The following is a 19264-nucleotide window of genomic DNA, read 5'->3' as shown; positions in this document are numbered from 1 at the left end:
TTATTCTTCTTCGTTTGAAGCTGGAGTCTCTTTTGCAGGAGATTCCACAACCGGTTTTTCAGCTTTACTTCCACCTCTTCTACTTCTACGAGTCGTTTTCTTAACAGCTTTATCAGCATTGTAAATTTCGTTGTAATCCACAAGCTCAATCATTGCCATATCAGCATTATCACCTAAACGGTTACCTAATTTTATGATTCTGGTATAACCTCCTGGTCTATCTCCAATTTTGGCAGCAACATCTCTAAACAACTCAGCAACCGCTTCTTTTTGTCTCAAACGAGCCATAACAAGACGTCTGTTTGCTGTAGTATCTGCTTTAGATTTAGTAATCATTGGCTCTACAAATTGTTTTAAAGCTTTTGCTTTGGCAACAGTTGTATTGATGCGTTTATGTTCAATTAATGAACATGCCATATTGGCCAACATTGACTTTCTGTGCGCTGTCTTTCTACCTAAATGGTTTATTTTTTTTCCGTGTCTCATGACTTTTTTTTAAATCTTCATCTTGCTTCAACCCATTATTGAGGAGCAAAATATGAAGTAATTAATCTTTATCTAATTTATATTTGCTTAAATCCATTCCAAAATTAAGACCTTTAACAATTACAAGCTCTTCAAGCTCTGTTAAAGATTTCTTTCCAAAATTACGGAACTTCATTAAGTCATTTTTATTGAATGATACTAAGTCGCCTAATGTATCAACTTCTGCCGCTTTTAAACAGTTTAATGCACGAACTGATAAATCCATATCAATTAACTTCGTTTTAAGCAACTGTCTCATGTGAAGTGATTCTTCATCATAAGTTTCTGTTTGTGCAATTTCATCAGCTTCTAAGGTAATTCTTTCATCAGAGAATAACATAAAGTGATGAATTAATGTTTTAGCCGCCTCTGTTAAAGCATCTTGAGGCGTAATTGAACCATCAGTAATGATTTCAAAAACTAATTTTTCATAATCAGTCTTTTGTTCAACACGATAGTTTTCAATACTATACTTAACATTTTTTATTGGAGTATAAATTGAATCTGTAAAGATTGTTCCTATTGGTGCTGAAGGTTTATTGTTTTCTTCTGCTGGAACATAACCTCTACCTTTTTCAATAGTAATTTCCAAATTAAAACTTACTTTAGGATCTAAATTACAGATTACTAATTCTGAATTTAACACTTGAAATCCTGAAATAAATTTCTGAAAATCACCAGCTGTGATTTGCTCTTGACCTGAAATTGAAATTGAAATAGATTCATTATCTATATCCTCAATTTGTCTTTTAAAACGCACTTGTTTTAAATTTAAAATAATTTCAGTCACGTCCTCAACTACACCTGAAATTGCAGAAAATTCATGATCTACGCCTTCAATTCTTACTGATGTAATTGCAAATCCCTCTAAAGAAGATAATAAAACTCTTCTTAAAGCATTTCCTACTGTTAAGCCATAACCAGGTTCTAAAGGTCTAAATTCGAATTTACCTTCAAAATCGGTTGAATCGATCATGATTACTTTGTCAGGCTTTTGAAAATTAAATACTGCCATACTTTTTTCTTCGTTTTGATTGTTATTTAGTTGCGCGGTTTATAAGTTTGAAGAAGCACGAATAAACCCTTTAGCTAAATACCAATATTGTTAATTTATTATTTAGAATATAATTCGACTATGAATTGTTCATTAATATTTTCTGGAATTTGAAGTCTAGAAGGAACAGAAACATATGTTCCCTTTTTAGTTTCATTATTCCAAGTAATCCATTCGTAAACACTACTTGAATTTGATAAAGATCTATCAATAGCTTCAAGTGATTTAGATTTCTCTCTAACGGCGATAATATCACCAGCCTTTAATGAATAAGATGGAATATTTACCACTTCTCCATTTACAGTAATATGTCTGTGAGAAACTAGTTGTCTAGCACCACTTCTAGAAGGAGCAATTCCCATTCTAAACACAACGTTATCTAATCTAGATTCACAAAGTTGTAAAAGAACCTCACCGGTAATCCCTTGAGAAGCTCTTGCACGTTTAAACATATTTCTGAACTGACGCTCTAATACACCATAAGTATATTTTGCTTTTTGCTTTTCCATTAACTGGATTGCATATTCAGATTTTTTTCCACGACGCTTGTTTGCACCATGTTGACCTGGAGGATAGTTTCTTTTTTCAAAAGACTTATCTTCTCCAAATATAGCTTCGCCAAATTTACGAGCTATTTTAGTTTTAGGACCAGTATATCTTGCCATTTTTAAAATTTAGTTATGAGAGTGTTTATGAATTAAGGTCTTAATCTTATCCTTCGATAAACGTTGATCTCCCGTTGATACTTGTTAAATAATTATTGTTAACTGAAAATTTCAGTTTAAACTTAAACTCTTCTACGTTTTGGAGGTCTACATCCATTATGAGGAAGCGGAGTAACATCAATGATTTCAGTTACTTCAATACCTGCATTATGAATTGAACGAATAGCAGATTCTCTACCATTTCCCGGACCTTTAACATACACTTTTACTTTCTTTAAACCAGCTTCTTGAGCTACTTTTGAAGCATCCTCTGCAGCTAATTGTGCTGCATAAGGAGTGTTTTTCTTAGAACCTCTGAATCCCATTTTACCAGCTGAAGACCATGAAATAACGTCTCCTTTTTTGTTGGTAAGCGAAATAATGATGTTATTGAAAGAAGCAGTAACATGTGCTTCTCCAACAGAATCTACAATAACTTTACGTTTTTTAGTACTTGCCTTTGCCATATTACTAATTATTATTTAGTTGCTTTTTTCTTGTTAGCAACTGTTTTTCTTCTACCTTTTCTAGTCCTAGAGTTGTTTTTTGTACGTTGTCCTCTTAATGGAAGACCAGATCTATGACGAATTCCTCTGTAACATCCAATATCCATTAATCGCTTAATGTTTAATTGTGTTTCAGAACGTAATTCACCTTCAATGGTAAAAGATGACACAGCATCACGAATGTTTCCAATCTGATCGTCTGTCCAATCCTGCACTTTAATGCTTTCGTCTACTTTAGCTACTGCTAAAATGTCTTTTGCTCTACTTCTACCTATTCCATAGATATAAGTTAAAGAGATGACTCCTCTTTTGTTTTTTGGTATGTCTACACCTGCAATTCTTGCCATAACTACCCTTGTCTTTGTTTGAATCTAGGATTCTTTTTGTTAATTACGTAAAGTCTACCTTTTCTACGCACGATTATACAATCTGCACTTCTTTTTTTTACTGATGCTCTTACTTTCATCGTATTAGTATCTATAAGTTATTCGAGCCTTTGATAAATCATAAGGACTCATTTCTAATTTTACTTTGTCTCCTGGTAATAATTTGATATAATGCATACGCATCTTACCAGAAATATGCGCCGTCACAATATGACCGTTTTCTAATTCAACACGAAACATAGCATTTGATAATGCCTCTATTATGGTTCCGTCCTGCTCTATTGCTGCTTGTTTTGCCATGGTATATTATTAAGCTAACGCTTTTCTATTTTTACCAGTTTTCATCAAGCCATCATAATGTCTATTTAACAAGTAAGAATTTACCTGTTGCATAGTATCAATGGCCACACCCACCATAATAATTAATGATGTTCCACCAAAGAATAGCGCCCAACCTTGTTGTACATTCATAAGTTTTACAATAAAAGCTGGGAACACAGCAATTAAAGCCAAAAATATAGATCCCGGTAAGGTTATCTGCGACATTATTTTATCTAAATATTCAGAAGTTTCAGATCCAGGTCTAATACCAGGAATAAAACCTCCGCTACGTTTTAAGTCATCTGCCATTTTGTTTGTTGGTACCGTAATTGCTGTATAGAAATAGGTAAATACAATAATTAATAAAGCGAATACTACATTATACCAAAATCCAAAAATATCAGAAAATTGAGTTTGCATCCATGCACCCGTAGCAGTATCTTTTAAGAAAGACGAACCACCAATTAAACCAGGTACAAACATAATTGCTTGTGCAAAGATGATTGGCATAACTCCAGAAGCATTCAGTTTTAAAGGAATGTATTGTCTTGAACCAGCCATCACATTTTTTTCATAACTTCCGGCAGCCGTACGTCTAGCATATTGAACAGCAATTTTTCTTACTGCTAATACTAATAGTATTGACGCTAAAATAATTACAAACCAAATAACTAATTCAAAAAGAATAAGCATGACATTATTACCTTCCAATCTGTTAGCAGCATTTTGTATAAATGCACCTGGCATTCTCGCAATAATACCCACCATAATTAATAATGAAATACCATTTCCAATACCTTTATCAGTAATCTTTTCTCCTAACCACATGGCGAATATACAGCCTGTTACTAAAATTGTTACTGAAGAGAAATAAAACAAAGGACCACTTCCTAAAAGAAAGGCGCTTTGAGGAATTCCTAATGCCGGTAGACTAGCCAAGTAACCTGGTGCTTGTAACAAACAGATTGCAATAGTTAACCATCGTGTAATTTGGTTTATTTTCTTTTGACCACTTGCCCCTTCTTTTTGTAGCTTTTGTAAATAAGGAATTGCTATTCCCATTAACTGTACTACAATAGAAGCTGAAATGTAAGGCATGATACCAAGAGCAAATACAGAGGCATTAGCAAAAGCGCCACCTGTAAAAGCATTTAAAAGTCCAAGTAATCCTGAATCAGTACTATCTGATAAACCACCTAGTTGAGCGGCATCAATACCTGGCAAGGTTACCTGAGCTCCAAATCGATACACTAATAATAATCCAAGTGTTACTACGATACGATTTCTCAGTTCCTCTATTTTCCAAACATTCTTTATTGATTCTATAAATTTCATATACTTAATAAGATCTTATAAAGTTACAGCTTCACCACCCGCAGCCTCAATTGCAGCTTTCGCTGTAGCCGTAAACTTATGAGCAGACACTTTTAATTTAGCTTTTAATTCTCCTCTTCCCATGATTTTTACTAAATCATTTTTAGTAGTTAATCTGTTTAAGAATAAGGTATCTAAATCTACTGTATCTTTTATTTTCTTATCATCTACTAATTGTTGCAGAGTATCTAAATTAATTCCTTGATATTCTTTACGATTAATATTTGTAAAACCAAATTTAGGAACACGTCTTTGAAGTGGCATTTGCCCACCTTCAAAACCTATTTTCTTAGAATAACCAGAACGAGATTTGGCTCCTTTGTGGCCTCTTGTAGCGGTCCCACCTTTACCAGAACCTTGTCCTCTACCAATTCTTTTTCCTTGATTTTTAACTGAACCTTCTGCAGGTTTTAAATTACTTAAATCCATTTCAGTATTTTATTATTTAATTTCTTCAACAGAAACTAAGTGATTTACTTTACTTACCATACCAAGAATACTTGATGTAGCGTCGTGCTCTACTACTTGACCAATTTTTCTAAGACCCAAAGATTCTAAAATTCTTTTTTGTCTTAAAGTACGATTGATTGCGCTTTTAACTTTTTTTACTTTAATTTTTGCCATCTCTATCGTGATTATGCGTTAAAAACCTTTTCAAGTGAAATTCCTCTATCTGAAGCTATTCTTCTGGCATCTCTCAGTTGCAATAAAGCATCAAATGTTGCTTTAACCACATTATGAGGGTTTGATGAACCTTGAGATTTTGATAATACATCATGTACTCCAACCGCTTCAAGAACTGTTCTAACCGCTCCACCAGCAATAACTCCGGTACCAGCAGCTGCAGGAATAATATTTACTCTTGCTCCACCATATTTACCTTTTTGCTCATGTGGTAAAGTTCCTTTTTTAATAGGAATTCTTACAAGGTTTTTCTTAGCATCTTCAATAGCTTTTGCAATAGCACTCGCTACATCTTTTGATTTTCCTAAACCCTGACCTACAACACCCGCTTCATCACCAACCACTACAATTGCTGAAAAACCGAATGCTCTACCACCTTTTGTTACTTTTGTAACTCTTTGTACACCAACTAAACGATCTTTAAGATCCAATCCACCTGGTTTTACTAACTCTGCGCTTTTGTATTTTCGATACATAATTTCTTAGAATTTAAGTCCTGCTTCTCTAGCTCCTTCAGCTAATGATTTTACTCTACCATGATATAAATATCCACCTCTATCAAAAGCGATGGTTTCTACACCTGCTTTTAAAGCTTTTTGTGCTACAGATTTACCTACTAAAGTGGCAATCTCAGTCTTATTAGCTTTTGCAGAACTAATATCTTTATCTCTTGAAGATGCTGCACTGATAGTTTTACCAGTCACATCATCTACTATTTGAGCATAAATTTCTTTATTACTTCTAAAAACAGATAATCTAGGTTTAGCTTCCGTTCCAGAAACTATCTTACGAATTCTGCTTTTAATTCTTATTCTTCTTTCGTATTTTGTCAATGCCATAACTTACTTATTACGCTGATTTACCTGCTTTTCTTCTTAATACCTCACCAACAAACTTAATTCCTTTTCCTTTGTAAGGTTCCGGTTTTCTAAAACCACGGATTTTTGCAGCAATCTGTCCTACAAGTTGTTTGTCATGTGACGTTAATTTAATGATAGGGTTTTTACCTTTCTCATTTACTGCTTCTACTTTAACTTCTGGAGCTAAACTCATTACAATATTATGAGAAAATCCTAAAGCTAATTCAAGGGTTTGACCCTGGTTACTAGCTCTATATCCTACACCTACTAATTCTAATTCTTTAGTCCATCCTTTTGAAACACCTTCAATCATGTTACGCATTAATGATCTATACAGACCGTGTTTTGCTTTTTGATCTTTAGTGTCAGAAGAACGCGTAACTAAAACATTTCCATCTTCAACTTTAATATCTACAGAATCAAAATTTTGAGTTAATTCTCCCAATTTTCCTTTTACTGTAACTATTCCGTCTTTTATATCAACTGTAACGCCGTTTGGAATTACTACTGGATTATTACCTATTCTTGACATTTCTTATTTTTTTAGTAAACGTAACACAATACTTCACCACCTACATTGTCTCTTTTGGCTTGCTTACCAGTCATTACTCCATGAGAAGTAGAAACGATGGCAATTCCAAGACCATTAAGAATTCTAGGTAATTCTTTTGAACTTGCGTATTTACGTAAACCTGGTTTACTTATTCTTTCGATTTTCTTAATTACAGGTTCTTTTGTTTCCTTATTGTACTTAAGAGCAATTTTAATTGTTCCTTGTACCCCAGAATCATCAAACTTGTAGCTTAAAATATATCCTTGTTCGAATAATATTTTTGTGATGTCCTTTTTTAAATTAGAAGCAGGTATCTCAACCACTCTGTGGTTTGCACTCACTGCATTTCTAATTCTTGTCAAATAATCCGCAATTGGATCTGTATACATAATGAATTGATTTTGTGATTTTGGTTTTCAACTAGTGTTGAACCTTAAATCTGATTATTTAAATAATATTACCAACTTGCTTTTCTAACTCCAGGGATAAGACCTTGATTGGCCATTTCTCTAAAGGTTACACGTGAAATTCCAAAATCTCTAATATATCCTTTTGGTCTTCCAGTTAATTTACATCTATTATGCATGCGAACAGGAGAAGCATTTTTTGGCAACTTTTGTAATGCTTCATAATCGCCAGCTTCTTTTAAAGCTTTGCGCTTTTCAGCATACTTAGCTACTGTTTTAGCTCTTTTTACCTCACGGGCTTTCATTGATTCTTTAGCCATATCTTAGTTCTTTTGAAAAGGTAATCCTAATTCTGTTAATAATGATTTTGCTTCTTTATCTGTTTCTGCAGAAGTTACAAATGTAATATCCATACCTGAGATTTTATTAACTTTATCAATATTAATCTCTGGAAAAATAATTTGTTCAGTAACTCCTAAATTGTAGTTACCTCTTCCGTCAAATCCAGTTGCTTTTATTCCGTTAAAATCTCTTACACGCGGTAATGCAGAAGTTACTAAACGATCTAAAAACTCATACATTCTTTCACCACGTAAAGTTACTTTTGCCCCAATTGGCATACCCTTACGTAATTTGAATGATGCAACGTCTTTTTTCGAGATCGTTGAAATAGCTTTTTGTCCTGATATAGTCGTTAGTTCTTCCACAGCGTAGTCAACTAACTTTTTGTCTGCAACTGCTGCCCCAACGCCTTTAGATATTACTATCTTCTTAAGCTTTGGAACTTGCATTACATTCTTATATCCAAATTCGTCTGTAAGAGCAGCAATTACTTTGCTTTTATACTCTTCTTTAAGTCTAGGTGTATATGCCATAACTATATTACTTCATTAGATTTTTTAGAGAATCTTACTTTCTTATCGCCTTCCATTTTAAATCCAACTCTAGTTGCTTCACCTTTTGCAGTTAACAATGATAAGTTAGAAATATGAATAGGCGCTTCTTTTTCTACGATTCCACCTTGAGGGTTCTTAGCACTTGGCTTAGTATGCTTTTTCACAACATTAATACCTTCAACGATCGCTTTATTCTTATCTAACAATACCTTTTGTACTTTACCTTCTGATCCTTTGTGATCTCCAGCAATTACTTTTACGGTATCTCCTGATTTTATTTTAAGCTTTGTCATCTTATAATTCATTAAAGCACTTCAGGTGCTAATGATACAATTTTCATGAATTGTTTATCACGAAGTTCTCTAGCAACCGGACCGAATACACGTGTTCCTCTCATTTCTCCTTGCGGATTTAAAAGGACACAAGCATTATCATCGAATCTAATATATGATCCGTCTGGTCTTCTTACCTCTTTTGTTGTACGTACAACAACTGCAGTTGAAACAGCACCCTTTTTAATGTTTCCATTAGGTGTTGCGTCTTTAACTGAAACAACAATTTTGTCTCCTACAGAAGCGTATCTTCTTTTAGTACCACCTAGAACACGGATAGTTAAAACTTCCTTCGCTCCAGTGTTGTCTGCTACTTTTAATCTTGATTCTTGCTGTAACATAATTATTTAGCTCTTTCAATTATTTCAACTAATCTCCAACATTTAGATTTACTTAAAGGTCTTGTTTCCATGATCTTTACAGTATCTCCAATGTTACAATCGTTTGTCTCGTCGTGTGCAACATATTTCTTTGTTTTTAACACGAACTTTCCATACATAGGATGCTTTACTTTTTTAACTTCTGCAACTACAATTGATTTTTGCATCTTGTTACTTGTAACAACTCCTATACGTTCTTTTCTTAAATTTCTTGTTTCCATCTTATAGCAGAATTATTGTAATTCTCTTTTAGTTAATTCTGTCGCAATCCTTGCTACGGTACGTCTAATACCGCGTAATTGAATTGGATTTTCTAAAGGAGATATTGCATGAGCTAATTTTAGATCTGAATAACTCTTTCTAGTTTCACTAAGTTTCTCTTGTAACTCAGCTACAGATAATTCTTTAATTTCTGATTGTTTCATAATATCAAATAAATTATGCTTCGTAATCTCTAGCGATTATAAACTTAGTTTTTACAGGTAATTTTTGAGCGGCCAAACGCAATGCTTCTTTTGCAATGTCTAATGGCACTCCTCCTACTTCAAAAAGCAGTCTTCCTGGCTTAACAACAGCTACCCAATATTCAACGGCACCTTTACCTTTACCCATACGTACTTCAAGAGGCTTCTTTGTAATTGGCTTATCTGGAAATATTTTAATCCAAAGCTGCCCTTCTCTTTTCATGTAACGTGTAGCGGCAATACGAGCTGCTTCAATTTGACGTGATGTTAAAAAATCTGAGTCTAGTGATTTTATCCCAAAAGTTCCGTTTGAAAGTTGATGACCTCTTTGAGAGATCCCTTTCATTCGTCCCTTTTGTTGTTTACGAAATTTTGTTCTTTTCGGCTGTAACATTTTTCTTTACTTTATAAAAAATTACTTTCTACGACGTGGTTTTGCAGGACTATTAGCACCTCCACGACCCGTTGCTCCACTTTTTCCTTGCTTTTTGGACATTCCAACTAGCGGAGAAAGCTCTCTTTTACCATATACTTCACCTTTCATAATCCATACTTTTACACCCAATCTACCATAAGTAGTGTGTGCCTCAACTAAAGCATAGTCAATATCGGCTCTAAAAGTTGATAAAGGAATACGTCCTTCTTTATAGTGTTCAGATCGCGCCATTTCAGCACCATTTAAACGACCACTAATTTGAACTTTAATTCCTTCAGCATTCATACGCATCGTAGCGGCAATTGCCATTTTTATTGCACGTCTGTAAGAGATTCTATTCTCAATTTGACGAGCGATACTTGATGCTACTAAAAATGCGTCTAGTTCAGGTCTCTTAATTTCAAAGATGTTAATCTGAACTTCTTTTCCAGTAATTTTTTTAAGTTCTTCTTTTAGCTTGTCTACCTCTTGACCACCTTTCCCGATAATAATACCTGGTCTTGCAGTTGTGATAGTAACGGTTACAAGTTTTAAAGTTCTCTCAATAATTACTCTTGATACACTAGCTTTAGATAAACGTGCATGTACGTATTTTCTAATTTTATCGTCTTCGGCAAGCTTATCTCCATAATCATTACCTCCGTACCAGTTAGATTCCCATCCCCTGATAATCCCTAAGCGATTTCCGATTGGATTTGTTTTTTGTCCCATACTTCTATCCTAGCTTTGTGTGTTATTGTTAGCTCCAACCACTAATGTAACATGGTTAGAACGTTTTCTAATTCTATGTGCGCGACCTTGTGGTGCTGGACGTAATCTTTTTAACATTGCGCCACCATCAACTCTAATCTCCGTTACTACTAATTCAGCATCTTCAATACTTGCTTCTTCGTTTTTAGATTGCCAGTTGGCAATTGCTGATAACAACAATTTCTCTAATTTACCTGAAGCTTCCTTTTGATTGAATTTCAAAATATTAAGCGCTTTTTCTACGCGTTCACCTCTTACTAAATCGGCTACTAAACGCATTTTTCTTGGTGATGTAGGACAATTATTAAGTTTAGCAAAAGCAATTTGCTTTTTCCCTTCCTTAATAGCGTCTGCCATTTGTTTTTTACGACTTCCCATTGCTTACTATTTTTTACCTTTATTTTTAGCACCTGCATGACCTCTAAATGATCGTGTTGGTGAAAACTCTCCTAATTTATGACCTACCATGTTTTCAGTGACATACACTGGTACAAATTGACGGCCATTATGAACAGCTATTGTTTGTCCAACAAAATCAGGAGTAATCATACTGGCTCTTGACCAAGTCTTGATTACCGTTTTCTTGTTTGCTTCAACATTAACAGCTACTTTTTTCTCTAATTTATAATGAACGTAAGGTCCTTTTTTTAATGATCTTGCCATGTCTTATTTCTTTCTACGTTCTACAATATATTTATTACTTGCATTCTTTTTAGAACGAGTTCTATATCCTTTAGCTGGGATACCGTTTCTTGAACGAGGATGTCCTCCTGAAGATTTACCTTCACCACCACCCATTGGATGGTCAACTGGGTTCATTACAACTGGTCTAGTTCTTGGTCTTCTACCTAACCATCTTGTTCTACCTGCTTTACCAGATACTAACAACTGATGATCTGAGTTAGAAACAACTCCAATAGTAGCTAAACAATTAACAAGAATTAATCTTGTTTCACCTGAAGGTAATTTGATAGTTGCAAACTTACCATCTCTTGCCATTAACTGAGCAAAAGCACCAGCACTACGAGCCATAATAGCTCCCTGACCAGGTCTTAACTCAACACAAGAAATAATAGTTCCTAAAGGAATTTGACTAAGTGGCATTGCATTACCGATTTCCGGAGCTACATTCTCTCCTGAAACTACGGTTTGACCAACTTGTAAACCGTTTTGAGCAATGATATATCTCTTTTCACCGTCTTGATAATTCAATAAAGCGATAAAAGCGGTTCTGTTTGGATCATATTCTATTGATTTTACTTCTGCAGGAATTCCTGTTTTGTTTCTTTTAAAATCAATAATACGATACTTCTTTTTATGACCACCACCTATATAGCGCATGGTCATTTTTCCTTGACTGTTTCTACCACCAGACCTTTTATTCGGAGCTAATAAACTTTTCTCCGGCTTATCAGTAGTAATGGCGTCAAATCCATTTACTACTCTAAATCGCTGTCCTGGTGTGATTGGTTTTAATTTTCTTACTGACATTTTTGTCTAATTACATGTTACTGTATAAATCAATCATTTCACCTTCCGCCAGTTGTACAATTGCTTTTTTAACAGCATTTGTTTTACCATGTTGAATACCTGTTTTTGTAAAACGGGTTCTTCTTTCTGGACGGACATTTATAGTACGAACTTTTTCAACAGAAACACCATAAACAGCTTCCACTGCTTTTTTAATTTCCACCTTGTTCGCCTTAGTATTCACAGCAAATGTATAGCAGTTATTCACTTCGCTATTAGCAGTCGCTTTTTCTGTGATTATAGGTTTAATTAAGATACTCATCTGTTCCTTATTTACTTAAATTCGATTCAATTCCTTCTAAAGAGCTCTCTAAAAGCACAATCTGATTTGCATTTAAAATCTTATAAGTGCTTAATTCTGAATTAGTTATAACTTCAGACCCTTTAAAATTGCGTGACGACAAATATACATTATTATTTGACGCTCCCAACACAAAGAGAGATTTTTTGTTTTCTAAGTTCAAAGCTTTTAAAACCGCAGTAAAATTTTTGGTCTTTGGAGCATCAAAATTGAAGTCTTCTAAAACTACAATTGACTTCTCACCTGCTTTAATACTTAAGGCTGATTTACGAGCCAAACGCTTTAAACTTTTATTTAATTTAAAGCTATAGCTTCTTGGTCTAGGACCAAACATACGTCCACCTCCTTTAAAAACTCCAGACTTAATACTACCTGCTCGGGCTGTACCAGTACCTTTTTGTTTTTTAATCTTACGTGTACTTCCAGATATCTCAGCTCTTTCTTTCGCTTTGTGAGTTCCTTGTCTTTGGTTTGCTAAATATTGTTTAACATCCAAATATACAGCGTGATTATTAGGCTCAATAGCAAACACATCTTGAGAAAGCTCTGCTTTTCTTCCTGTGTCTTTTCCGTTTATATCTAAAACTGCTACTTTCATTATTTTCTAATAATTACATAAGCGTTTTTATGTCCAGGCACACAACCTTTAACAACCAGTAGATTCTTTTCAGCAACTACTTTTAAAACTCTTAAATTTTCAACTTTTACATTTTCACCACCCATTCTTCCTGCCATGCGCATTCCTTTGAATACTCTTGAAGGATACGAAGAAGCTCCTACAGAACCAGGGGCTCTTAAACGGTTGTGTTGTCCGTGGGTAGCTTGACCTACACCAGCAAATCCATGACGTTTTACAACGCCCTGAAAACCTTTTCCTTTTGACAACCCTGCGATGTCAACAAATTCACCTTCTGTAAAGTGCTCAACAGTGATTGCATCACCTAACTTGTACTCCTTATCAAAACCTTTAAATTCGACGATTTTGCGTTTTACAGAAGTTCCTGCTTTTTTAGCGTGACCTTGATCAGCTTTAGTAGCACTTTTTTCTGTCGCGTCATCGAAACCTAATTGAACAGCTTTATAGCCATCCACTTCTTCAGTTCTGACTTGGGTAACGATACATGGTCCAGCTTCGATAACTGTACAAGGAATATTTTTCCCGTTGCTATCAAAGATGCTGGTCATACCGATTTTTTTTCCAATTAACCCAGACATAATTATTTATTTAATTTATTACTTACTTATTTAAAAAATTCAGGGTCGAAATACCTTCAACCCTGAATGTATTTTTACCGTTTTTCCTTCGCTCGCAGCTTAGGACATGTTTTCAAGGAAACTCCTTGATATATTAACTATACTTTAATTTCTACTTCAACACCACTTGGCAACTCTAGTTTCATCAAAGCATCAATAGTTTTTGATGAAGAACTATAAATATCAAGTAATCTCTTGTAAGAACTTAATTGAAATTGTTCTCTAGACTTTTTATTTACGTGCGGAGAACGCAATACAGTGAAAATTTTCTTATGAGTTGGTAATGGAATTGGACCCGTTACAACAGCACCTGTACTTTTTACTGTTTTTACAATCTTATCTGCAGACTTGTCTACTAAGTTGTGATCGTAAGACTTTAATTTTATTCTGATTTTTTGACTCATTTTCTTAACTTTTTAAGATTGTACACCTTTTGCTTCTTTGATAACTTCTTCAGAAATATTTGAAGGTGTCTCAGCATAATGTGAAAATTCCATTGTTGATGTTGCACGACCTGAAGACAAGGTTCTTAATGTTGTTACATAACCAAACATTTCAGAAAGTGGCACTTCAGCTTTAATAGTTTTAGCACCTGCTCTATCACCCATGTCATTCACATGACCACGACGACGGTTTAAGTCACCTACTATATCACCCATATTTTCTTCTGGAGTAATCACTTCTAGTTTCATGATTGGCTCAAGAATTACGGCACCAGCCTGTTTTGCAACAGATTTGAAACCTAATTTAGCAGCCAATTCAAAAGATAGAGCATCAGAATCCACCGCATGGAAAGATCCGTCTGTAAGTGTTACTTTCATACTATCTACTTCAAATCCTGCTAAAGGCCCATTAGCCATAGCTTGTCTGAATCCTTTTTCAACAGAAGGAATATATTCTTTTGGTACGTTACCACCTTTTACGGAGTTAACGAACTCAAGACCTACTTTTCCGCTTTCCGCTGGTTCAAGAGTAAATACAATATCCGCAAATTTACCACGTCCACCAGATTGCTTCTTATAAACTTCTCTGTGATTAGCCGTTTTTGTAATCGCTTCTTTATATTCAACCTGTGGCTTACCTTGATTTACTTCAACCTTAAACTCACGTCTTAAACGGTCTACAATAATATCTAAGTGTAACTCACCCATACCTGAGATAATGGTTTGCCCACTAGCCTCATCTGTACGTACTTGAAAAGTTGGATCTTCTTCAGCCAATTTAGCCAAAGACATCCCTAATTTATCAACATCTGCCTTTGTTTTAGGCTCTACCGCAATACCAATTACTGGCTCAGGGAAAACCATGCTTTCTAAAACAATTGGATGTTTCTCAGAAGTTAAAGTATCTCCGGTTTTAATATCTTTAAAACCAACAGCTGCACCTATATCTCCTGCTTCAATAAAATCAATTGCATTTTGCTTGTTTGCATGCATCTGATAGATACGTGAAATACGTTCCTTATTTCCAGAACGATTATTTAACACATAAGAACCTGCATCTAAACGACCTGAATAAGCTCTGAAGAATGCTAAACGACCTACGAATGGGTCAGTTGCAATTTTAAATGCTAAGGCTGCAAATGGTTCTTTTACATTTGGCTTACGTATTTCTTCTTTTTCAGTATCAGGATTAATACCAATAATACCTTCTTTATCCATTGGAGAAGGTAAATAACGGCAAACAGCGTCTAACAAAAACTGAACGCCTTTATTTTTGAATGAAGAACCACAAATCATTGGAATGATGGCCATATCCATAACAGCAGCTCTTAAAGCAGCATGAATTTCATCTTCAGTAATTGAATCTTCATCTTCCATGAACTTTTCAAGCAAGTTCTCATCATAGGTCGCCACTTCTTCAATAAGTTTTGCTCTATATTCTTTTGCTTCCGCTTTTAATTCTTCTGGAATATCAATAACATCAAAAGTAGCCCCTTGTGTTTCATCATGCCATATAATGGCTCTGTTCTTAACTAAGTCAACAACGCCTTTAAAATCTATTTCGTCACCAATTGGAAGAACGATAGGCACTGCATTAGAACCTAACATTTCTTTAACCTGCTTGTTAACCATCATAAAATCAGACCCTTGACGATCCATTTTATTAACAAACCCAATTCTTGGCACTTTATAATTATCAGCTAGTCTCCAGTTAGTTTCAGATTGAGGCTCTACACCATCAACTGCACTAAATAAGAAAACTAAACCATCTAAAACACGTAATGAACGGTTTACTTCAACCGTAAAATCTACGTGACCAGGAGTGTCAATAATATTAAAATGATAACTATTTGAATTATCTGCTGGCACACCATTTACTCTTGGGAAAATCCACTCACAGGTTGTAGCTGCAGAAGTGATTGTAATACCACGTTCTTGCTCTTGCTCCATCCAGTCCATAGTTGCAGCACCATCATGCACTTCACCTATTTTATGAGATACTCCTGTGTAATAAAGTATACGCTCTGTTGTTGTTGTTTTACCAGCATCAATATGAGCAGCAATTCCTATATTTCTTGTATATCTTAAATCTCTTGCCATTTTTTTCTATTAAAATCTAAAGTGAGAGAACGCTTTGTTTGCCTCTGCCATTTTATGAGTATCCACTCGTTTCTTAACAGCTGCTCCTTCTTCTTTAGCTGCTGCTAAAATTTCTGAAGCTAGTCTTTGTGACATTGATTTTTCGTTTCTTTTACGTGAATAACTAATAAGCCATTTCATAGCCGTTGAAACTTTACGGTCTGGACGAATTTGCATTGGAATTTGAAATGTTGCACCACCTACTCTACGACTACGTACTTCTACGTGAGGCATAACGTTTGATAAAGCATCTTTCCAAACTTCAAGTCCTGTTTTTTCTTCGTCTGTTTTTTTTGTTTCTACAATATCCATCGCATCATAGAATACTTTAAAAGCTACAGACTTTTTACCATCCCACATCATCATGTTCACGAAACGAGTCACTAACTGATCGTTAAAACGTGGATCTGGTAAAAGCGGTCTTTTTTTCGCTTGTCTTTTTCTCATGTCTTCTTCTTAAAGTTTTTAATTACTTCTTAGGGCGTTTTGCACCATACTTAGATCTACGTTGTGTTCTACCTGCAACACCTGCGGTGTCTAAAGCTCCACGAACAATGTGATATCTAACTCCTGGCAAATCCTTTACCCTTCCACCTCTAACCAATACTATCGAGTGCTCTTGTAAATTGTGTCCTTCTCCCGGGATGTATGCGTTTACTTCATTACCATTAGTTAACCTAACCCTTGCAACTTTACGCATTGCTGAGTTTGGTTTTTTAGGTGTTGTAGTATAAACACGAGTACATACTCCACGTCTTTGCGGACACGAATCTAAAGCAGCCGATTTACTCTTCTTGGTTATTTTGGCTCTTCCTATTCGTACTAATTGTGAAATTGTTGGCATATAATTTATATGTTTATTTAAATTACCTCTGTTTAGAGGGCTGCAAATGTAGAAATAAAAAAGTATTTTTCAAACCCTAATTGATTAATTTTCCTAACATAATCAATATTTTTTTAGAGGTGTTATGTAATCGCCCATTTTAAACCAGTGTTTTAGCGACTCAGACCCTATTATATAAAGGTATTTGACAAATATTATAAACGTAGAACTTAAAACGATTTCGATAGAATTTAAAAATTACTTTATTCACTATATTATAAATGGTCTTTTTCCGTTAGTTTTACAATGTTTAAACATGAACCTTGAATTTTAGTTGTGCAAAAAACATTATTTCTAACTTTAATTATTTGCCTGTTTTATTCCTCTAAGGTCATATGTCAAAATTTAAGTCTTCAGATTTACGGAATTAATAAGATAGAAAATCAAACAATTGATTCTATTGGTTATTTAAAATTTCACAAAAACTATACATCTATAACTAATGAAATAGATTCCATTCAAAATAAACTTTATAAAATTGGTTTTATTGAAAGTACAGTCTCTGAAATTAACAAAGAAAATGATTCTTCTTATTCTGTAAAATTCAATTTAAAAACGAAATTTTACACCATATATATATACTATGATAAAACGGGTATTAATACAGACCTCATTAAAACTGTTTCAAAAAAAGTAAATCCTTTATATTTTGAACTACCTATCGCACAAATTGAAAGGGTTTTAACTTTTTTAAATACAAAAATTTCAGATAAAGGCTTTCCTTTTTCAAAATTGTCTTTAGCTAATATTAAAACATCCCCTAACGGTATTATACAAGCAGACTTGGTGGTTAATTCTGAAAATCAAAAAAGACACATCAACAGCATTACCATTAAAGGGTATGAAAAATTTCCCAAATCCTTTTTAAAACATTATTTAAAAATCAAACCCGATCAAACATTTGATTTAACCTCTATTAAAAAGAAAGCAGATCAATTAAATAACCTGCGGTTTGCGAAACAAATAAAATCTCCTGAAGTTTTATTTACGAAAGACTCTACTACCTTATATATGTATATAGAAAAATCAAAAAGTAATATGTTTGATGGCTTTTTGGGTTTTGGCACTAATGAAGAAACCAATAAACTTGATTTTAATGGGTACTTAAATTTAAATCTGGTTAATAATTTGAACTTTGGAGAATCCTTTGGTTTACAATATAAAAGCACACAGGGCGATCAAAAATTTTTTCAAGCAGATGTCAATATGCCTTATTTGTTAGATACTCCTGTTGGCCTTGATTTACAACTATACATCTTTAAACAAGACTCCTCTTTCACTACTGTAAACCAAACAGCAAAGCTTAATTATCAAATAAATTCAAAACACAAACTATTCTCTGGTATTAAAACCTCTGAATCTAATAATTTATTAAATACCACAACCACGAACTCCATTTCAGATTACAAATCAAATTTTATTACAATAGCCTACCAATTTACTAAACCTCAATATTATAATTTTCTGTTTCCAGTAAACACCTCTATCTTTCTTGAAACCGGCTTTGGTAATAGAAAAACTTCGGTAACTTCTGAAAAGCAAACACAGTTGAACATGGATGTCTTTAAAATTTTTAATTTTAATCAAAAAAATAGTTTCTATTTAAGAATAAATGGCTCAAACCTTGTTTCTGATAGTTACTTTGAAAATGAATTATCAAGATTTGGCGGTATCAATTCTATAAGAGGTTTTAACGAGAACAGTATATTTGCTACATCCTATATCTTTATTAACACGGAATACAGACTGCTTTTAAGCCCAACCATATATATACATTCCATAATTGATTTAGCTTCTTTTGAAAACAAAATCACAAATACAAAAGAGAAATTATTTGCTTATGGTTTTGGCTTTGGTATTTTATCAAAGGCAGGTTTATTAAAACTTGATTTTGCCAATGGTAAAACAAATTCTCAAAAATTCAAATTCTCAAATTCTCAGGTTCATTTAAGTTTAACCGCTAATTTTTAGGCTTATATGCCTGAAAATTGATTTAATTTTTATAAAAACATGAATTTTAACCTAATTTTATTGTTTTATTAACTTTTTATTAGGATTTTTGATGTGACTAATTCAAATAAA

General features: G+C 33.9%; 33 protein-coding genes. 1 reads left to right on the top strand and 32 read right to left on the bottom strand.

Going from position 1 to position 19264, the window contains the following annotated elements; genetic code table 11:
* The 32 genes from rplQ to rpsL all read right to left on the bottom strand — a co-directional run bounded on the left by rplQ (window position 1) and on the right by rpsL (window position 17143).
* Window positions 1–486 (bottom strand): 50S ribosomal protein L17, encoded by a 486-nt coding sequence (gene rplQ / locus V8G56_RS05120; protein WP_395437357.1) that lies wholly within the window; start codon window positions 484–486, stop codon window positions 1–3.
* 61 nt (window positions 487–547) lie between these two features.
* On the bottom strand, window positions 548–1540 hold the full coding sequence (locus V8G56_RS05115; protein WP_395437356.1) for a DNA-directed RNA polymerase subunit alpha: 993 nt from the start codon (window positions 1538–1540) through the stop codon (window positions 548–550).
* Between the two features lie 98 nt (window positions 1541–1638).
* Window positions 1639–2244: a 30S ribosomal protein S4 gene (rpsD, locus tag V8G56_RS05110; RefSeq protein ID WP_331632776.1), complete on the bottom strand. Its 606-nt coding sequence runs from the start codon at window positions 2242–2244 to the stop codon at window positions 1639–1641.
* 122 nt (window positions 2245–2366) lie between these two features.
* Window positions 2367–2750, bottom strand: coding sequence for a 30S ribosomal protein S11 (gene rpsK, locus V8G56_RS05105; RefSeq protein ID WP_331632774.1), 384 nt, complete (start codon window positions 2748–2750; stop codon window positions 2367–2369).
* A gap of 11 nt (window positions 2751–2761) precedes the next feature.
* Complete coding sequence (rpsM, locus tag V8G56_RS05100) at window positions 2762–3136, bottom strand: 30S ribosomal protein S13 (RefSeq protein ID WP_395437355.1); 375 nt, start codon at window positions 3134–3136, stop codon at window positions 2762–2764.
* A gap of 2 nt (window positions 3137–3138) precedes the next feature.
* Complete coding sequence (gene ykgO / locus V8G56_RS05095; RefSeq protein ID WP_074961360.1) at window positions 3139–3255, bottom strand: type B 50S ribosomal protein L36; 117 nt, start codon at window positions 3253–3255, stop codon at window positions 3139–3141.
* A 4-nt stretch (window positions 3256–3259) separates the two neighbouring features.
* Window positions 3260–3475, bottom strand: coding sequence for a translation initiation factor IF-1 (gene infA, locus V8G56_RS05090; RefSeq protein WP_028289261.1), 216 nt, complete (start codon window positions 3473–3475; stop codon window positions 3260–3262).
* 9 nt (window positions 3476–3484) lie between these two features.
* On the bottom strand, window positions 3485–4831 hold the full coding sequence (gene secY, locus V8G56_RS05085) for a preprotein translocase subunit SecY (RefSeq protein ID WP_395437354.1): 1347 nt from the start codon (window positions 4829–4831) through the stop codon (window positions 3485–3487).
* Between the two features lie 15 nt (window positions 4832–4846).
* Window positions 4847–5299 (bottom strand): 50S ribosomal protein L15, encoded by a 453-nt coding sequence (gene rplO / locus V8G56_RS05080; RefSeq protein WP_331632759.1) that lies wholly within the window; start codon window positions 5297–5299, stop codon window positions 4847–4849.
* A 12-nt stretch (window positions 5300–5311) separates the two neighbouring features.
* Entirely contained in the window at window positions 5312–5494 is a 183-nt protein-coding gene (rpmD, locus tag V8G56_RS05075; RefSeq protein WP_395437353.1) for a 50S ribosomal protein L30, read from the bottom strand.
* An 11-nt stretch (window positions 5495–5505) separates the two neighbouring features.
* Window positions 5506–6030, bottom strand: a complete 525-nt coding sequence (gene rpsE, locus V8G56_RS05070) for a 30S ribosomal protein S5 (protein ID WP_331632755.1) — start codon at window positions 6028–6030, stop codon at window positions 5506–5508.
* Between the two features lie 6 nt (window positions 6031–6036).
* A complete protein-coding gene (rplR, locus tag V8G56_RS05065) occupies window positions 6037–6393 on the bottom strand; it encodes a 50S ribosomal protein L18 (protein ID WP_331632753.1) in 357 nt (118 codons plus the stop codon).
* A 10-nt stretch (window positions 6394–6403) separates the two neighbouring features.
* Entirely contained in the window at window positions 6404–6946 is a 543-nt protein-coding gene (gene rplF, locus V8G56_RS05060) for a 50S ribosomal protein L6 (RefSeq protein ID WP_395437352.1), read from the bottom strand.
* 11 nt (window positions 6947–6957) lie between these two features.
* Window positions 6958–7356, bottom strand: coding sequence for a 30S ribosomal protein S8 (rpsH, locus tag V8G56_RS05055; RefSeq protein WP_331632749.1), 399 nt, complete (start codon window positions 7354–7356; stop codon window positions 6958–6960).
* Between the two features lie 68 nt (window positions 7357–7424).
* Window positions 7425–7694 (bottom strand): 30S ribosomal protein S14, encoded by a 270-nt coding sequence (gene rpsN, locus V8G56_RS05050; protein WP_331632747.1) that lies wholly within the window; start codon window positions 7692–7694, stop codon window positions 7425–7427.
* Window positions 7695–7697: 3 nt separating this feature from the next.
* On the bottom strand, window positions 7698–8249 hold the full coding sequence (gene rplE / locus V8G56_RS05045) for a 50S ribosomal protein L5 (protein WP_331632745.1): 552 nt from the start codon (window positions 8247–8249) through the stop codon (window positions 7698–7700).
* A 2-nt stretch (window positions 8250–8251) separates the two neighbouring features.
* Window positions 8252–8563, bottom strand: a complete 312-nt coding sequence (gene rplX, locus V8G56_RS05040) for a 50S ribosomal protein L24 (protein ID WP_331632743.1) — start codon at window positions 8561–8563, stop codon at window positions 8252–8254.
* Between the two features lie 11 nt (window positions 8564–8574).
* Window positions 8575–8943 (bottom strand): 50S ribosomal protein L14, encoded by a 369-nt coding sequence (gene rplN, locus V8G56_RS05035; RefSeq protein ID WP_237231812.1) that lies wholly within the window; start codon window positions 8941–8943, stop codon window positions 8575–8577.
* Between the two features lie 2 nt (window positions 8944–8945).
* On the bottom strand, window positions 8946–9203 hold the full coding sequence (gene rpsQ, locus V8G56_RS05030; RefSeq protein ID WP_072399584.1) for a 30S ribosomal protein S17: 258 nt from the start codon (window positions 9201–9203) through the stop codon (window positions 8946–8948).
* Between the two features lie 12 nt (window positions 9204–9215).
* Window positions 9216–9407, bottom strand: coding sequence for a 50S ribosomal protein L29 (gene rpmC, locus V8G56_RS05025; protein ID WP_331632737.1), 192 nt, complete (start codon window positions 9405–9407; stop codon window positions 9216–9218).
* Between the two features lie 13 nt (window positions 9408–9420).
* Window positions 9421–9840 carry a 50S ribosomal protein L16 gene (gene rplP, locus V8G56_RS05020; protein ID WP_331632735.1) on the bottom strand — a complete coding sequence of 140 codons (420 nt, stop codon included), beginning with the start codon at window positions 9838–9840 and terminating at the stop codon, window positions 9421–9423.
* Window positions 9841–9861: 21 nt separating this feature from the next.
* The gene (gene rpsC / locus V8G56_RS05015) at window positions 9862–10593 is read right to left on the bottom strand and encodes a 30S ribosomal protein S3 (protein ID WP_331632733.1); all 732 of its coding nucleotides are present in this window, start codon (window positions 10591–10593) and stop codon (window positions 9862–9864) included.
* Between the two features lie 9 nt (window positions 10594–10602).
* Complete coding sequence (gene rplV / locus V8G56_RS05010) at window positions 10603–11010, bottom strand: 50S ribosomal protein L22 (protein ID WP_395437351.1); 408 nt, start codon at window positions 11008–11010, stop codon at window positions 10603–10605.
* A gap of 6 nt (window positions 11011–11016) precedes the next feature.
* Window positions 11017–11295 (bottom strand): 30S ribosomal protein S19, encoded by a 279-nt coding sequence (rpsS, locus tag V8G56_RS05005; protein WP_044399704.1) that lies wholly within the window; start codon window positions 11293–11295, stop codon window positions 11017–11019.
* Window positions 11296–11298: 3 nt separating this feature from the next.
* Entirely contained in the window at window positions 11299–12123 is an 825-nt protein-coding gene (gene rplB, locus V8G56_RS05000) for a 50S ribosomal protein L2 (RefSeq protein ID WP_395437350.1), read from the bottom strand.
* A gap of 10 nt (window positions 12124–12133) precedes the next feature.
* Window positions 12134–12424 (bottom strand): 50S ribosomal protein L23, encoded by a 291-nt coding sequence (gene rplW, locus V8G56_RS04995; RefSeq protein WP_395437349.1) that lies wholly within the window; start codon window positions 12422–12424, stop codon window positions 12134–12136.
* Between the two features lie 7 nt (window positions 12425–12431).
* Window positions 12432–13061: a 50S ribosomal protein L4 gene (gene rplD, locus V8G56_RS04990; RefSeq protein ID WP_395437348.1), complete on the bottom strand. Its 630-nt coding sequence runs from the start codon at window positions 13059–13061 to the stop codon at window positions 12432–12434.
* On the bottom strand, window positions 13061–13678 hold the full coding sequence (rplC, locus tag V8G56_RS04985; protein ID WP_395437347.1) for a 50S ribosomal protein L3: 618 nt from the start codon (window positions 13676–13678) through the stop codon (window positions 13061–13063). Before rplC ends, rplD begins: the two co-directional genes overlap by 1 nt.
* Before the next feature lie 137 nt (window positions 13679–13815).
* Entirely contained in the window at window positions 13816–14121 is a 306-nt protein-coding gene (rpsJ, locus tag V8G56_RS04980) for a 30S ribosomal protein S10 (RefSeq protein ID WP_007650482.1), read from the bottom strand.
* 12 nt (window positions 14122–14133) lie between these two features.
* Window positions 14134–16260: an elongation factor G gene (gene fusA, locus V8G56_RS04975; RefSeq protein WP_395437346.1), complete on the bottom strand. Its 2127-nt coding sequence runs from the start codon at window positions 16258–16260 to the stop codon at window positions 14134–14136.
* Window positions 16261–16269: 9 nt separating this feature from the next.
* A complete protein-coding gene (rpsG, locus tag V8G56_RS04970) occupies window positions 16270–16746 on the bottom strand; it encodes a 30S ribosomal protein S7 (protein ID WP_395437345.1) in 477 nt (158 codons plus the stop codon).
* A gap of 22 nt (window positions 16747–16768) precedes the next feature.
* Window positions 16769–17143 carry a 30S ribosomal protein S12 gene (gene rpsL, locus V8G56_RS04965; RefSeq protein ID WP_188606684.1) on the bottom strand — a complete coding sequence of 125 codons (375 nt, stop codon included), beginning with the start codon at window positions 17141–17143 and terminating at the stop codon, window positions 16769–16771.
* Window positions 17144–17458: 315 nt separating this feature from the next.
* Between rpsL and V8G56_RS04960 the strand changes: the two genes are divergently transcribed.
* The gene (locus V8G56_RS04960; protein ID WP_395437344.1) at window positions 17459–19153 is read left to right on the top strand and encodes a POTRA domain-containing protein; all 1695 of its coding nucleotides are present in this window, start codon (window positions 17459–17461) and stop codon (window positions 19151–19153) included.
* The last annotated feature ends 111 nt before the right edge of the window (window positions 19154–19264 follow it).

This window comes from Gaetbulibacter aquiaggeris (assembly GCF_044003965.1).
Lineage (GTDB): Bacteria > Bacteroidota > Bacteroidia > Flavobacteriales > Flavobacteriaceae > Yeosuana > Yeosuana aquiaggeris.
This window is presented reverse-complemented; position numbering and strand designations above follow the sequence as displayed.